At 59.4% G+C, this 14,368-nt stretch carries 13 protein-coding genes; 6 read left to right on the plus strand and 7 right to left on the minus strand.

The window, feature by feature from the left end; genetic code table 11:
* Positions 1-281: 281 nt before the first annotated feature.
* Both pcaR and CKW14_RS29965 read right to left on the minus strand, forming a co-directional pair.
* Positions 282-1,124: a pca regulon transcriptional regulator PcaR gene (gene pcaR, locus CKW14_RS15885; RefSeq protein ID WP_007917109.1), complete on the minus strand. Its 843-nt coding sequence runs from the start codon at positions 1,122-1,124 to the stop codon at positions 282-284.
* 283 nt (positions 1,125-1,407) lie between these two features.
* The gene (locus CKW14_RS29965; protein WP_156685510.1) at positions 1,408-1,569 is read right to left on the minus strand and encodes a hypothetical protein; all 162 of its coding nucleotides are present in this window, start codon (positions 1,567-1,569) and stop codon (positions 1,408-1,410) included.
* Positions 1,570-1,773: 204 nt separating this feature from the next.
* Here CKW14_RS29965 and CKW14_RS15890 point away from each other — a divergent pair, with 204 nt between their 5' ends.
* From CKW14_RS15890 to CKW14_RS29530, 3 genes are all read left to right on the plus strand, one after another.
* The gene (locus CKW14_RS15890) at positions 1,774-1,974 is read left to right on the plus strand and encodes a hypothetical protein (RefSeq protein ID WP_008080067.1); all 201 of its coding nucleotides are present in this window, start codon (positions 1,774-1,776) and stop codon (positions 1,972-1,974) included.
* A 374-nt stretch (positions 1,975-2,348) separates the two neighbouring features.
* Complete coding sequence (locus CKW14_RS15895; protein WP_007917114.1) at positions 2,349-3,824, plus strand: inorganic phosphate transporter; 1,476 nt, start codon at positions 2,349-2,351, stop codon at positions 3,822-3,824.
* Between the two features lie 326 nt (positions 3,825-4,150).
* Positions 4,151-4,405, plus strand: a complete 255-nt coding sequence (locus tag CKW14_RS29530) for a hypothetical protein (protein WP_141231798.1) — start codon at positions 4,151-4,153, stop codon at positions 4,403-4,405.
* Between the two features lie 539 nt (positions 4,406-4,944).
* On the opposite strand, the gene ccoM is transcribed toward CKW14_RS29530, so the two are convergent.
* The 3 genes from ccoM to CKW14_RS15905 form a co-directional block, all read right to left on the minus strand.
* Entirely contained in the window at positions 4,945-5,058 is a 114-nt protein-coding gene (gene ccoM / locus CKW14_RS30310) for a cytochrome c oxidase subunit CcoM (protein WP_003222396.1), read from the minus strand.
* Positions 5,059-5,203: 145 nt separating this feature from the next.
* Complete coding sequence (locus CKW14_RS29970; RefSeq protein WP_007918490.1) at positions 5,204-5,365, minus strand: hypothetical protein; 162 nt, start codon at positions 5,363-5,365, stop codon at positions 5,204-5,206.
* A gap of 116 nt (positions 5,366-5,481) precedes the next feature.
* Positions 5,482-5,823: a hypothetical protein gene (locus CKW14_RS15905; RefSeq protein ID WP_003222394.1), complete on the minus strand. Its 342-nt coding sequence runs from the start codon at positions 5,821-5,823 to the stop codon at positions 5,482-5,484.
* A 252-nt stretch (positions 5,824-6,075) separates the two neighbouring features.
* Between CKW14_RS15905 and rapA the strand changes: the two genes are divergently transcribed.
* The gene (rapA, locus tag CKW14_RS15910) at positions 6,076-8,922 is read left to right on the plus strand and encodes an RNA polymerase-associated protein RapA (RefSeq protein ID WP_095125612.1); all 2,847 of its coding nucleotides are present in this window, start codon (positions 6,076-6,078) and stop codon (positions 8,920-8,922) included.
* Between the two features lie 162 nt (positions 8,923-9,084).
* Here rapA and CKW14_RS15915 read toward each other — a convergent pair whose 3' ends face one another.
* Positions 9,085-10,434 carry an MFS transporter gene (locus CKW14_RS15915; protein ID WP_095125613.1) on the minus strand — a complete coding sequence of 450 codons (1,350 nt, stop codon included), beginning with the start codon at positions 10,432-10,434 and terminating at the stop codon, positions 9,085-9,087.
* A 301-nt stretch (positions 10,435-10,735) separates the two neighbouring features.
* Here CKW14_RS15915 and CKW14_RS15920 point away from each other — a divergent pair, with 301 nt between their 5' ends.
* Positions 10,736-11,104: a YkgJ family cysteine cluster protein gene (locus CKW14_RS15920; protein ID WP_034155003.1), complete on the plus strand. Its 369-nt coding sequence runs from the start codon at positions 10,736-10,738 to the stop codon at positions 11,102-11,104.
* A gap of 149 nt (positions 11,105-11,253) precedes the next feature.
* The gene (locus CKW14_RS15925) at positions 11,254-13,536 is read left to right on the plus strand and encodes a bifunctional diguanylate cyclase/phosphodiesterase (RefSeq protein WP_095125614.1); all 2,283 of its coding nucleotides are present in this window, start codon (positions 11,254-11,256) and stop codon (positions 13,534-13,536) included.
* On the opposite strand, the gene CKW14_RS15930 is transcribed toward CKW14_RS15925, so the two are convergent.
* Positions 13,427-14,323: an NAD(P)-dependent oxidoreductase gene (locus CKW14_RS15930; RefSeq protein WP_176471292.1), complete on the minus strand. Its 897-nt coding sequence runs from the start codon at positions 14,321-14,323 to the stop codon at positions 13,427-13,429. The genes CKW14_RS15925 and CKW14_RS15930 overlap by 110 nt on opposite strands.
* Positions 14,324-14,368: the final 45 nt, after the last annotated feature.

A 14,368-nucleotide genomic window follows, 5' to 3' on the forward strand; every position in this document is an offset into this window, starting at 1 on the left:
CGCAAAAAACGCAGTCGAACGGCGGCCGGCCAGAGAGCGGCACGGTCACAAGAATAGAAGGTCTGGATCAGGCGTTGCGGTGAACCCGGCAACAGCGGATGGGGCGGAGACAGTCGGAGAGCATGCGCATGGTGAGTTGCCTCTTGTCATTATTATGGGAGTCGGCAGTCCGGCGGGTTCATTCACATCAGCGCCGGATGACGCTGCCGCGACATTAATGATCCGAGGGTTTTAGCGTCAATTCGATAAACGCAACACTGTGCGTTTATCGAACAGCTTCATCAGGCGAACAGCTGCGCACTGAGGTCACGACTGGCACTGAGCAGTCCCGGCAGGAAGCGCTGCTCCAGCTCGGTACGACTGACGCGACCGGCGTGGGTGCTGACGTTGAGCGCTGCCACCACCTGGCCGGAAGCGTCGTAGACCGGCACGGCAATCGAACGCAGACCTTGTTCCAGTTCCTGATCGACGATGCACCAGCCTTGCTGCCGCACTTCCTGCAGGCATTCGAGCAAAGCATCGGGCGTGTGAATCGTGCGGCTGGTCTTGGCGACCAGTTCGGCGTGATCGAGGTATTCACGCAGCGAGGTGTCATCAAGGGCTGCCAGCAGAATCCGGCCCATTGATGTGCAATACGCCGGCAGACGGCCGCCCACCGACAGGTCCACCGAAATCAGTCGCTGGGTGGTCGCCGAGCGGGCGATGTAGAGAATGTCGTCGCCCTCGAGCGTTGCCATGTTGCAGGCTTCGTGCAGTTGTTCGCTCATGCGGTCAAGGTACGGCTGGGCGGATACCGCCAGTGGCGTCGACGACAGATAGGCGTGGCCGAGGGTCAGCACTTTGGGCAGCAATGAATAGGTGCGACCGTCCGTGGTGGCGTAGCCGAGTTTGATCAGCGTATGCAGGCAACGGCGCACGGCGGCGCGGGGAATCTCGGTGCGGTGGCTGATCTGGGCGATAGTCAGATGGCGCTTGCGCTCCTGAAACGCCTGCACCACCGCCAGACCACGAGCCAGCGAAGTCATGAAGTCCGGATCACCGGTCAGCGCCTGGATGCGTTTGGCCGGCGAGGCGACGATCGGCGGCGCCACGGAGGTGAAGGAGTTGCGCATTTGATCGTTCATTTCTTGTCCTTTTATCCGGCACGGATCAATGGGCTATACAAGCGGCTCGCCGACAAATGCACAAGCGTCGGGCTGCAAGATTGGGCGATTATCGAACCGTCGACCGATAATCGCAATCAGCTGATGGGCTAGCCTCTAGCCATTTATGGGGCAAGCCAAACTTTGCGATTATCAGAATCACAGCCTTAGTTGTCCGACTAAATGGCGCCAAAAACAGATCACCCACGCAATAAGCGCCAACACGCACTTCAACTAGTAACAAAAGTTGCGAGTCACAAAACAATCACACATCCGGAACCGTTTTTAACTTGGCAAAGATAGTCATTCCTGAATCGACCGCTATAATGCAGCTCAGTGGCACCTCGTTTTCAATCGCGAGGTCGTCACCCGCTGCGGCGATGCCCATCGCCAACAGCCCGGCCAGCGCCTGACGCGCATTACTCATGCAACGCCTGCGCTCGCTGAAACAGGAAACTGATGCTGCGTCAGTTTTTATCTGGTGCCGTAGCCGCCTGTAACACGGAAGTCTTGATCGCCCCACCGTTCACACCAATGCCTGTCCGGGCGTTGAACTCGCGGTGGCTCCGTTCAATCGATTCGTTGCAGTGCGTTTCACCAGACACTTAACTCAACTCATACAGGTAGCACTGTGACGAAAGACGAACTGCGCGCGGAACTTGAGCGCCAGGAACAACGTTACAAGGAAGTTTACGGCGGGGAAGTCACCACCTACGCCGCTCAGCCCGAACCGGAACGCAAAGCATGGCGTAAACGCCCTACCGTTCAGGATCAGGTCTTCAAGCAGGAAATCGAAAAAATCGAAAAGGAACTCAAAGCCGAAGAGCCTTGAGCCACGGTTTTCGGATCTTTTGAAGGTTTGCGTCCACACCGGTTACAAACGCGGTGGAACGACGATGCCTTGCGCGCCCGCTACCCGCGGGCAGCGGCCATCATCCGGTCTGACTGACTGAGAACGGGCGTCCTACAGGTTTCACAGATATTTCAGACAAGCGTTTGAGACCCTTGTGCATGGCCGAAATCACCCGAAAAACAATGATTCTACTAACAAAATCAATGACTTGAAAAACCATGCAAAACGCTAGGTTTTCATGCGTTGCAACAAATTAAATCGAAGAAGTGTGTAACCGATGAGCAGGGAGGGGATCGATTTCCAGTCTTTTCTGGCATAATCGCGCCCCCTTACGACCGGGTCAGAAAACCTTCATGATCGATTTATTCAGCGGACTGGATGCTTGGGTGCTTGTGAGCCTCTTGCTCGCCCTGACGTTTGTCCTCGCCTTCGAGTTCATCAATGGATTTCATGACACCGCTAACGCGGTAGCCACTGTTATCTACACCAAAGCCATGCCGCCCCATCTGGCGGTGTTCTTCTCCGGTGTGTTCAATTTCCTCGGCGTGCTGCTGGGCGGCGTTGGCGTGGCGTATGCCATTGTCCATTTGCTGCCGGTTGAGCTGCTGATCAATGTGAACACCGGCCATGGCCTGGCGATGGTGTTCTCGTTGCTCGCCGCGGCAATCGCCTGGAACCTGGGCACCTGGTACTTCGGTATCCCGGCTTCCAGCTCGCACACCCTGATCGGCTCGATCCTCGGTGTCGGCCTCGCCAACGCCCTGATCAACGACATTCCGTTGGCCGACGGCGTGAACTGGCAGAAAGCGATCGACATCGGTGCCTCGCTGGTGTTCTCGCCAATGGCCGGCTTCCTGATCGCCGCGCTGATCCTGATCGGCCTGAAGTGGTGGCGTCCGCTGTCGAAGATGCACAAGACACCGGAACAACGCCGCAAGATCGACGACAAGAAGCACCCACCGTTCTGGAACCGTCTCGTTCTGGTGATCTCGGCCATGGCCGTGAGCTTCGTGCACGGTTCCAACGATGGCCAGAAAGGCATCGGCCTGATCATGTTGGTGTTGATCGGTATCGTCCCGGCGCAGTTCGTCCTTGATCTGAACAGCACCACGTACCAGATCGAACGCACTCGCGATGCGACCCTGCACCTGAGCCAGTTCTACCAGCGCAACGCCGATTCGCTGGGTGAATTCCTGGCCTTGGGCAAAAGCGTGGAAGGCGACCTGCCGGAGAAATTCCGCTGCAACCCGCAGCAGACCGAACCGACCATCAGCGCCCTGCTGCACACGCTTAAAGGCGTAGCGGACTATCACTCGCTATCGTCGGAAAGCCGCATTGAAGTACGCCGTTACCTGCTCTGCCTGGACGACACCGCGAAGAAGGTTGGCAAGCTGCCTGGCCTGGAAGCCCGTGAAAAGGCTGACCTCGACAAGCTGCGCAAAGACCTGACCACCACCACCGAATACGCCCCGTTCTGGGTGATTCTGGCGGTTGCACTGGCCCTGGGCCTGGGCACCATGGTTGGCTGGAAACGCGTGGTACTGACCATCGGTGAGAAGATCGGCAAGCAGGGCATGACCTATTCCCAGGGCATGTCGGCGCAGATCACTACTGCCAGTTTGATCGGTATGGCCAATATCTTCAGCCTGCCGGTGTCGACCACTCACGTGCTGTCTTCGGGCGTGGCGGGCACCATGGTTGCTAACAAGAGCGGCCTGCAGGGTGGCACGGTGCGTACCATTCTGTTGGCGTGGGTGTTGACCCTGCCGGCGACTGTGGCGCTGTCGGCCGGGTTGTTCTGGCTGGCGTCGAAGGCGTTGGGTAGTTGATAGATAGCGGTACTTGAGAAAGGCGCGATTCGAGAGGATCGCGCCTTTTTTTGTGTTTGGGGTTTTGGGATTGGGATTGGGATTGGGATTGGGGGCATATCCGTTGCTGCGGGTGCTGCCGCTGGCGGTTTCGCTCTTACAGCGAGTCCCTTTTTCAAACGCCAAAAAGGAACCAAAAGGCTTTGCCCCTGGCGTACGGCACTTCGCTGAGGCTCAGTGTTCCCTCGCTACGGTGTCCATCCGGGGGCATCGCCTACGGTTTGCTTCGCTGCACCTCCTCTCGATGTATGCGGCTACGCCGCACGGCGCTACGCGCCTACCCCCGGATGAACACCTTCGCTCGGCCTGCCGATGGGGCAAAAGATCAAAAACCAAAGCAAGATCAAAAGCCAGATCAAAAGCCAGATCAAAAGCCAGATCAAAAGCCAGATCAAAAGCCAGATCAAAAGCCAGATCAAAAGCCAGATCAAAAGCCAGATCAAAAGCCAGATCAAAAGCCAGATCAAAAGCCCCTCACCCTAGCCCTCTCCCGGAGGGAGAGGGGACTGACCGAGGTGTTTGGTAGAGTTACGCCGACGTGAAAGTCCGAGTTGAACGCAAATTTTCACAGGCCCACCATCGGCTCTCTCTCCCTCGGGAGAGGGCTGGGGTGAGTGGCAAGAGCACCAAAAACCCAAAGCCGAACACCCGCTTTTCACCACTCAATAGGCCGAGTGTCAGCTCGCCTGCTTTTGATCTTGATCTGTAAGGCGACGTCGGAAGGCTGAGTGGAGGGATTGATCCGGGGGTGGGAGCGCAGCGACCGTTTGGCGAAGCCAAACACAGCGGAAGGAGGTGCAGCGAAGCAAACCGGAGCCGCTGCGCCCGGATCGATCCCGGAGCGAAGGAACCCGAGCCTGCGAGGGCCGAACGCAGGAGCAAGCCTTTTGGGTTACCTTTTTGGCGTTTGAAAAAGGTGACCCGCCGTAAGGGCGGAACCGTAATCAGCAACACCCGCAAAAACGGATATTCACCCAGAACCCCAGGAGCATGGTCGGCCCAAAGGCCGCCAAGACACAAAAAAAAAAGGGGCAACCGAAGTCGCCCCAAAATGCCTTGCGTGCTCATCAATCCAGAAGAATCACTTCTTGCGCTTATTCGCATCCTTCCAGATAAAAAATCCAAACCCTGCAAAAAACAGAACCATCAGCCCTACAGTCAGGACCCCGGCAAACACCACGTTATCGAAAAACATGACTGGCCTCCTGGCCCCTGCTCTGCTGCGATGGGACTAAGTTACCAAACACACAGGCGCACAAATTGACCGGGATCAATACCAGCAACGAAGGGGGATAAAGGAGGGAAAATAACTGACCTGCATCAACGGATGCAGGGGGAGATCAACGCTTTTTCGGCTTGTTTTTCGACTTTTTCTTGGCTTTTCCCAGCGGCATAGCCTGCTCGAACGCTTGGCGCACCTCGTTCAGGCGCTTTTCTTTAATGTCATGCACACGCTTGGCGCGCTCAGTGCTGAGGTCAATCAATTTGTCGTCTTGGCTCATGGCGTCAGTACATCACTTGAAAGAATCACAACTGCCACATCACCGGCAGGACTGCGCCAATAATGCAGCCTCAGACGCGCGCTGACCAGCCGGCGCGCCCCACGCGGTACAGCGACTCAAATCTCGATATCGACCCACAAGCCCTGACGCGGCTGATCTTCCATCAGCGGCACCACCGGCACGGTGTTGTCGGCATTCAGTTCGGTACCGGGCACCGCCAGGTGTTCTTCCGGGTCTTCGTCGGCTTCGCGACGACGGCGATCACGTTCTTGCTGACGGCGCTGCTCTTCACGCGCCAGCAGTCGATCCTCTTCCGGGTCGCGCTTTTGCAGATCGATCGTGCTTTCGTTGGAGCTTTCCTGCACCGGCACCACCGGAGGAATGTCCGGCCGCTGGCGGATCGGATCCTGCTGGGAAGTGATCGGCACAGCGCTCAGGGGGAGCATCGGTGGCAACATATATGGGGTCTCCTGTCAGCAGGCTATCGGCTGCGGCAAAGGCGCCTTGAGCCACTGGTCGAAAATCTGTGACGCACTTGGCACGTGTAGGAGCTGCCGAAGGCTGCGATCTTCATCAGACAGCTCAAACCTCAAGGGTTCTCAAAGATCAAAAGATCGCAGCCTACGGCAGCTCCTACGCCAGTAATCTTTGGCCCTGAAGCCTGCATTCCGTTAAGATAGCCCGCTTTTTCAAGGTGGGAGTCAGGCAGCATGGCGCAGCAGTATCAACCGGGGCAACGCTGGATCAGTGACAGCGAAGCAGAGCTTGGTTTAGGCACCGTTCTGGCACAGGACGGCCGCTTGTTGACCGTGCTTTACCCGGCCACTGGCGAAACCCGCCAGTACGCGCTACGGAATGCGCCCCTGACCCGCGTGCGATTCTCGCCGGGCGACAGCATCACCCACTTCGAAGGCTGGAAGATGACCGTGCAGCAAGTCGACGACGTCGACGGGCTGATGGTCTATCACGGTCTCAACGGGCAGAACGAAGCCGTCACCCTGCCGGAAACCCAGCTGTCGAACTTCATTCAGTTCCGTCTGGCCAGCGACCGTCTGTTCGCCGGGCAGATCGACCCGCTGGCGTGGTTCTCGCTGCGTTACAACACCCTCGAACACACCAGCCGCCAATTGCAATCGTCGCTCTGGGGCCTGGGTGGCGTACGCGCTCAGCCAATCGCGCACCAATTGCACATTGCTCGCGAAGTCGCCGACCGCATCGCGCCGCGCGTTCTGCTGGCGGACGAAGTGGGTCTGGGTAAAACCATCGAAGCCGGTCTGGTGATCCATCGCCAACTGCTCTCGGGCCGCGCCAACCGCGTGCTGATCCTCGTCCCGGAAAACCTCCAGCACCAGTGGCTGGTCGAAATGCGCCGCCGCTTCAACCTGCAAGTTGCGCTGTTCGACGAAGAACGTTTCATCGAAAGCGATGCCACCAACCCGTTCGAAGACACCCAACTGGCGCTGGTCGCGCTGGAATGGCTGGTCGACGACGAAAAGGCGCAAGACGCACTGTTTGCTGCCGGTTGGGATTTGCTGGTGGTCGACGAAGCCCACCACCTGGTCTGGCACGAAGAGAAAGCCAGCGCGGAATATTCGCTGGTCGAGCAACTCGCCGAAGTCATTCCGGGCGTGCTGCTGCTCACCGCCACCCCGGAACAACTCGGCCAGGACAGCCACTTCGCCCGTCTGCGCCTGCTCGACCCGAACCGTTTCCATGACCTGGCTGCCTTCCGCGCCGAGAGCGAGAACTATCGCCCGGTGGCCGAAGCCGTTCAGGAACTGCTCGACAAGGGCCGTCTCTCGGCCAAAGCGCACAAAACCATTCAGGGTTTCCTCGGCAACGAAGGCGAAGCCTTGCTGACCGCTGTCAACGATGGCGACACCGAAGCCAGCGCGCGCCTCGTGCGTGAACTGCTCGATCGTCACGGCACCGGCCGCGTGCTGTTCCGTAATACCCGCGCCGCCGTGCAGGGTTTCCCGGAGCGCAAACTGCACCCGTACCCGCTGCCATGCCCGGACGAATACCTCGAACTGCCGCTGGGCGAACACGCCGAGCTGTACCCGGAGGTCAGCTTCCAGGCCCAGCCGGACGCCAGCGAAGAAGAGCGCTGGTGGAAATTCGACCCGCGTGTCGAGTGGCTGATCGATCAGCTGAAAATGCTCAAGCGCACCAAGGTGCTGGTGATCTGCGCCCACGCCGAAACCGCGATGGACCTGGAAGACGCCCTGCGCGTGCGTTCCGGCATCCCGGCCACGGTGTTCCACGAAGGCATGAACATCCTTGAGCGTGACCGCGCCGCCGCCTACTTCGCCGACGAAGAGTTTGGCGCGCAAGTGCTGATCTGCTCGGAAATCGGCAGTGAAGGTCGCAACTTCCAGTTCGCGCACCACCTGGTGCTGTTCGATCTGCCGTCGCACCCGGACCTGCTCGAGCAGCGTATCGGTCGTCTCGACCGGATCGGCCAGAAACACATCATCGAACTGCACGTACCGTACCTGGAAACCAGCCCGCAAGAGCGCCTGTTCCAGTGGTACCACGAAGCGCTCAACGCGTTCCTCAACACCTGCCCGACTGGCAACGCCTTGCAGCACCAGTTCGGCCCGCGCCTGCTGCCGCTGCTCGAAGAAGCCGACGACAGCGAGTGGCAAGCGCTGATCGACGAAGCACGCACCGAGCGTGAGCGTCTGGAAGCCGAGCTGCACACCGGTCGCGACCGTCTGCTGGAGCTGAACTCCGGCGGCGCTGGCGAAGGTGAAGCGCTGGTCGAGGCCATCCTTGAGCAAGACGATCAGTTTGCCCTGCCGATCTACATGGAAACCCTGTTCGACGCGTTCGGCATCGACAGCGAAGACCATTCGGAAAACGCCCTGATCCTCAAGCCGAGCGAAAAAATGCTCGACGCCAGTTTCCCGCTGGGCGACGACGAAGGCGTGACCATCACCTACGACCGCAACCAGGCGCTGTCGCGCGAAGACATGCAGTTCATCACCTGGGAACACCCGATGGTGCAGGGCGGCATGGACCTGGTGCTGTCCGGTTCGATGGGCAACACCGCTGTCGCACTGATCAAGAACAAAGCCCTGAAGCCGGGCACCGTGTTGCTGGAATTGCTGTATGTCAGCGAAGTGGTCGCGCCGCGTTCGCTGCAACTGGGCCGTTACCTGCCGCCGGCCGCCCTGCGCTGCCTGCTCGACGCCAACGGCAACGACCTGTCGCCACGGGTATCGTTTGAAACGCTGAACGATCAGCTGGAAAGCGTGCCGCGTGCCAGCGCCAACAAGTTCATCCAGGCCCAGCGCGATCAGTTGACGCCACGGATCAACGCCGGTGAAGACAAGATCGCCCCGCGTCACGCCGAGCGCGTGGCCGAGGCCCGCCGCCGTCTGGCAGCCGACACCGACGAAGAACTGGCGCGCCTGACCGCGTTGCAAGCGGTCAACCCGACTGTGCGTGACAGCGAACTGGATGCGCTGCGCCAGCAGCGTGAGCAGGGTCTGGCGATGCTGGATAAAGCGGCGTTGCGCCTGGAAGCGATTCGGGTGTTGGTGGCGGGCTAAACCGCCCCGCTCCACCGCTGAAAACAGAAAGGCCCGCAGCGATGCGGGCCTTTTTGTTTGCCTGTTATTTACTTGCCGATGCTAAGGGCCCTATCGCGAGCAGGCTCACTCCTACAGTTGGAATGCGTCCCCCTGTAGGAGTGAGCCTGCTCGCGATAGCGGCTATGCAGTCGCCGCAGCCACTTCTGGCTCAACCACCGCAACCAACCCCTCCTTCATCCGCTGCGCATCGCGCACAAAACACCGCGCCGCCAGAAACAGAAAGACCATGGTCAAAAACAGCGCCACCGGAATCAGGTACATCGCATCATGCAGCCCGACTGCCTTGAACGCTTCGGTCATCTGCTCCGCCCCCGCCGCCAGCATCGCCGTGTGCGCAAAATGATCCGACAAGCCCCCCACCACCACCGGCCCCAGACCACCGCCCAGCAGATACAACCCGGCAAAGAACAACGCCATCGCCGTCGCTCGCAGGCGCGGTTCGACCACGTCCTGAATCGCCGTATAAACGCAGGTGTAGAAGTTGTAGGCGAACAGCCAGCCGACGCTGAACACCGCCACGAATACACCGATCTCGATACGCCCGGCGTGCAGCGCCCACGCCGTGCACAGCGTTGAAATGATCAGGCTGAACGCGGCAAACAACAGTCTCCCGTTGGCCACACGCTGGTGAATTTTGTCGGCAATCCAGCCGCCCAGGGTCAAGCCGACCAGCCCGGTCACGCCAACGATAACTCCGGTGGCCACCGCCGCTTCCTGCAACGACATGAGGAAATAGCGTTGCAGCATCGGCACCAAAAACGAGTTACAGGCATACGTCGCAAAGTTGAAGCACAACCCGGCCATCACCAGCCAGAGAAAAGTCGGCACCGCCAGAATCCGCCGGATCGGCTTGTCGACCTTTTCTTGCGAAACCTGCACGGTTTCCGCCGCCCCGCGCTTCGGCTCTTTAATGAAGAACATGAAAATCGCCAGGATCAGCCCTGGTACTGCGGCAATAAAGAACGGCGCACGCCAGCTGTCGAACGCCTTGACCATCGCCCCGATGGTGAAAAACGCCAGCAACAGCCCTAACGGCAAACCGAGCATGAATATGCCCATCGCCCGCGCCCGACGATGGGCAGGAAACAAATCACCGATCAGCGAGTTGGCCGCCGGCGCATAACTGGCTTCACCGATGCCGATGCCCATGCGCACGATCAGGAAGCTCCAGAAACTGCCGACCAGGCCATTGACTGCCGTCAGCGCACTCCACGTCGCCAGGCCCCAGCCCATCAGCTTGCTACGCGAACCGGTATCGGCCATCCGCCCCAGCGGCAGTCCGGCAATCGCGTAAACAATGGTGAATGCGGTACCGACGATGCCCAGTTGAAAGTCACTGAGGTGCCATTCCATGCGGATCGGCTCGATGATGATCGCCGGAATGGTGCGGTCGAAAAAGTTGAACAGGTTGGCGAGGAACAGCAGGAACAGAATGCGCCAGGCATTCGCCGCTTGGGTCGAGTTCTGCATGGGTCCGTCTCTTTATTGTTATAGGGCTTCACTGCCACCGCATCCGAGCCCGGAACCTGCAATCTAGTCAGCCGCGCAAAGGCTGTCTGTGATCATTCGTCTGCCTGATATCGACCCATGGCACTGTAACGAAACGTAAGCCCTTGATAAGCCTGAAATCCCCCGAAAACCGGGGCTTTTGCGGCAAAACCTTGCCACAAAAAAATAGTTTCCTGCCCCCCTTCCCAAGTCTGCGGCAAAGCCTAGAATGGCCGCCGGATCCGTCCGGATCTCCCGATCAATCCCTTTGATACCCTCGCCCATGTCTGAAGTCAGTCCGTGTCTGAATTGCGGTGCCTGCTGTTCCCATTTTCGCGTGTCTTTCTTTTGGGGTGAGTGCGCATCTTCCGGCGGCACGGTGCCTGATGAACTGGTCACACAGATCAGCCCCAGCCGGGTGGCGATGAACGGCACCGACTGCAAATCGCCGCGCTGCACGGCGTTGGTCGGCGAAGTCGGCAGCGAGGTGAAGTGTTCGATTTATGAACTGCGTTCCAGCCCCTGCCGCGAATTCGAGTCGTCGTGGGAAAACGGCGAGCAGAATGTCGATTGCGATAAGGCCCGCGCGCGTTTCGGCTTGCCGCCCCTGCAACCCGATTGGGCGCAAATCCCTTTCGAACAGATCGCTTAAGCTTTTAGCGCCAATCGCTATGACGCTAATGCCAAAATCATTAGCGCCAATGTGCCACTACCGCTTGCACGCCGAAATCGGCCTCTATACTCCTGACATTCAACTGCGTTCAACGCGCACTCGGGACGACTTCAGAGACGGGGCATGCTATGGAGTGGCTTGGTTTGCAGTTTGTTGCCGAGCTGCCGGAGAGCGGGCAGGTCATCCTCGATTGCAGTCACAACCCTCTCCTGGTGATGGTTGCGTATCTGGTCGCCTGCGCAGCCAGTTTCGCCACCCTGGATATGGCTGAGCGCGTTGTAAATGCCGAAGATCCGGGATCGCGGCGGATCTGGCGCTGGATCGGCGCGACCTGCCTGGCTGGCGGCATCTGGGCCATGCATTTTATCGGCATGCTGGCTTTCCAGACACCGATCGACATTCAGTACGACCTTGGTATCACCCTTTTCTCGTTGCTGATCGCCCTGCTCGCCTCTTGGCTGGCCATGCAAACTTTGAGCGAAGCGCAGCCGAGTGCGTTGCATTGCTTGAAAACCGCGTTTGTCATCGGCCTGGGCATCGCCGGCATGCATTACGTTGGCATGGCGGCGATGAAGTCGAGCGCCACCGCCTACTATCAGCCAGGACTGTTCGCGCTGTCTGTGGCGATCGCCATCGGCGCCAGTTTCGCCGCGCTGTGTGTGGCCCGCTATCTGAGCGAAGGCAGCGGCGTGGCGCATCAGTTGCTCAAGTACGGCGCTGCGCTGATTCTCGGCGCTGGCATCATCAGCATGCATTTCACCGGCATGGCTGCGCTGGATCTGGTTCTTCCCGAGGGAGGCCTGACAGCGAGCGGCGGCGATAACGGGCATCTGCAACTGGGCCTGACCGTGGCGCTGATCATCCTGCTGATCCTTGGCAGTGCGATCAGTGCGGCGCTGGCCGACAAGAAACTGCAGAACAAAGAAGAGGACCTGCGCCGCGTCAACGCCCTGCTCAGCCAGCTCGATCAGGCGCGCATGTCGCTGCAACAAGCGGCCAACTACGACGCCCTGACCAACCTGATCAACCGCCGCGGGTTCAACCAGATCTTCGCCGAGAAACTCTGCCAGAAAGCCACCGAGGGCGGCATGCTCGCGGTGATGTTTCTCGACATCGACCACTTCAAGCGGATCAACGACAGCCTCGGCCATGACGCCGGTGACGAACTGCTCAAAGTCATCGCCCAGCACATCAAAGGCTCGGTGCGCAGCCATGAAGACGTGGTCGCGCGTTTCGGCGGCGACGAGTTCTGCATCCTCATCAATCTGCGTGACCGCGAAGAAGCCCGCAACATGGCCCAGCGCATCATGCTCAAGATGAAGGAGCCGATCGAACTGGCCGGACGCCGCATGGTGATGACCACCAGCATCGGCATCAGTCTGTTTCCGGAGGATGGCAGCACCTGCGAAGAATTGCTCAAACACGCGGATCTGGCGCTGTATCAATCCAAAGGCGCGGGGCGCAACGGCCTGCATTTTTTCAGTTCCAACCTCAAGACCCGCGCCAGCTTCGAGCTGCAACTGGAAGAAGAATTGCGCCACGCTTTGCGCGAAGAAAACGGCCTGACGCTGTATTACCAACCAATCTTCGAACTGAAGACCGGCCGCGTCACCAAGCTTGAAGCACTGATCCGCTGGCAGCATCCACTGCACGGGTTGCTGACCCCGGATCGCTTTATCTCTATCGCCGAAAATAATGGCCTGATTGCCGAACTGGATAATTGGGTGCTGCGCCGGGCCTGCAAGGATCTGGGCGAACTCTCGCGGCATGGCTGCGAAGAACTGAAAATTGCCTGGAACTGCTCTCCGCTCAACCTCACCCGGGAAGAACTGGCCACGGAAATCGAAAGCGCATTACGCACCGCCGGGGTGGCGCCGGGACGGCTGGAACTGGAAGTCACCGAAAACGCGTTGATGGGCAACATTGCCAACACCCTGGTGCTGCTGCGTCAGATTCGTGCGCTCGGTGTGTCGTTGTCGATCGACGACTTCGGCACCGGTTATTCCTCGCTGGCCTACCTCAAACGCCTGCCGCTCAACACCCTGAAAATCGACCGCTCGTTTATCCTCGACATTCCCACGGCGACCGCCGACATGGAGATCGTCCAGGCGATCATCGTTATGGCGCACACCTTGCGTTTACAGGTGGTGACCGAAGGCGTGGAAAGTCTGGAGCAGTACGAATTCCTTGAACGCTCGGGCTGCGATTTCATCCAGGGTTACCTGCTCAGTCGCCCCGTGCCGCTGGACGAGTTGCGCCCGGTGCTGGAAGAAATCAATCAGCGCAAGCATTCACACACGGTCAATCCGCTGATTCTGGCGCGCGGTACATTTGCACCAGTGTCGCTGGATCCTGCGCCAAATAGCCTTGCGCCCCATGCAGGCGCATCAGTTGTGCGGCCAATCCGCTGATCGGCGTCGCCGAACCCTGTTCGCGGGAGAATTTGACGGCGGTGTCGAGATCCTTGAGCAATGTGCGCACGTGCCATTTGATCGGTTCGAAACGGCTGTCAGCCATTTGCGGGGCGAGGATCTGCAACGGTTTGGAGTCGGCAAAACCACCGGCCAGCGCTTCGGCGATCAGGCTCGCATCGACCCCCGCTTGCTCGGCGAGCGCCACCACCTCGGCAATCACCAGCGCGTTGCAGGCGACGATCATCTGATTGCAGGCCTTGGTCACCTGCCCCGCACCGATGCCGCCCATGTGCGTGACGCGCTGACCGAGATTGAGCAACACCGGGCGCACCCGCTCAAGATCCGCAGCGTCACCACCGACCATGATTGCCAGACTGCCCGCCTCGGCACCCACCACGCCACCGGACACCGGTGAGTCCAACCAGGCCATGCCGGTTTTCTCCGCCAGTTCTGTGGCCATCTCGCGCGTGGCGGTCGGCTCAAGACTGGAAAAATCCACCAGCAACTGGCCTCTCTTCGCGCCTTCGGCAACACCAACAGGGCCAAACACCACCTCGCGAACCACCGCCGTATCGGCCAGACACAGCATCACCACGTCAGCGTGTTCGCACAGTTCAGCGGGGCTCGCTACCTGTCGCGCGCCGGCCTCGACCAATGGCGCGCACTTGGCCGGGTTGCGGTTCCACACGGTCAGCGGATAACCCGCCGCCAACAAACGCCGGCACATGGGCAGGCCCATCAGACCGATTCCGGCGAACCCCAACGAAGGTAGCGTTGACATCATTTTGCCTCTTTTCGATTAAAGATCGCCGAATAATGGCCGATTCAT

The organism is Pseudomonas sp. Irchel s3a12, from assembly GCF_900187485.1.
GTDB lineage: Bacteria > Pseudomonadota > Gammaproteobacteria > Pseudomonadales > Pseudomonadaceae > Aquipseudomonas > Aquipseudomonas neuropathica.

What these genes read in the sequence shown, in the direction of transcription:
- pcaR (WP_007917109.1), bottom strand. Translation starts at nt 1,124, where the DNA reads ATGAACGATCAAATGCGCAACTCCTTCACCTCCGTGGCGCCGCCGATC.
- CKW14_RS29965 (WP_156685510.1), bottom strand. Translation starts at nt 1,569, where the DNA reads ATGAGTAATGCGCGTCAGGCGCTGGCCGGGCTGTTGGCGATGGGCATC.
- CKW14_RS15895 (WP_007917114.1), top strand. Translation starts at nt 2,349, where the DNA reads ATGATCGATTTATTCAGCGGACTGGATGCTTGGGTGCTTGTGAGCCTC.
- CKW14_RS29530 (WP_141231798.1), top strand. Translation starts at nt 4,151, where the DNA reads ATGAACACCTTCGCTCGGCCTGCCGATGGGGCAAAAGATCAAAAACCA.
- ccoM (WP_003222396.1), bottom strand. Translation starts at nt 5,058, where the DNA reads ATGTTTTTCGATAACGTGGTGTTTGCCGGGGTCCTGACTGTAGGGCTG.
- CKW14_RS29970 (WP_007918490.1), bottom strand. Translation starts at nt 5,365, where the DNA reads ATGAGCCAAGACGACAAATTGATTGACCTCAGCACTGAGCGCGCCAAG.
- CKW14_RS15905 (WP_003222394.1), bottom strand. Translation starts at nt 5,823, where the DNA reads ATGTTGCCACCGATGCTCCCCCTGAGCGCTGTGCCGATCACTTCCCAG.
- rapA (WP_095125612.1), top strand. Translation starts at nt 6,076, where the DNA reads ATGGCGCAGCAGTATCAACCGGGGCAACGCTGGATCAGTGACAGCGAA.
- CKW14_RS15915 (WP_095125613.1), bottom strand. Translation starts at nt 10,434, where the DNA reads ATGCAGAACTCGACCCAAGCGGCGAATGCCTGGCGCATTCTGTTCCTG.
- CKW14_RS15920 (WP_034155003.1), top strand. Translation starts at nt 10,736, where the DNA reads ATGTCTGAAGTCAGTCCGTGTCTGAATTGCGGTGCCTGCTGTTCCCAT.
- CKW14_RS15925 (WP_095125614.1), top strand. Translation starts at nt 11,254, where the DNA reads ATGGAGTGGCTTGGTTTGCAGTTTGTTGCCGAGCTGCCGGAGAGCGGG.
- CKW14_RS15930 (WP_176471292.1), bottom strand. Translation starts at nt 14,323, where the DNA reads ATGATGTCAACGCTACCTTCGTTGGGGTTCGCCGGAATCGGTCTGATG.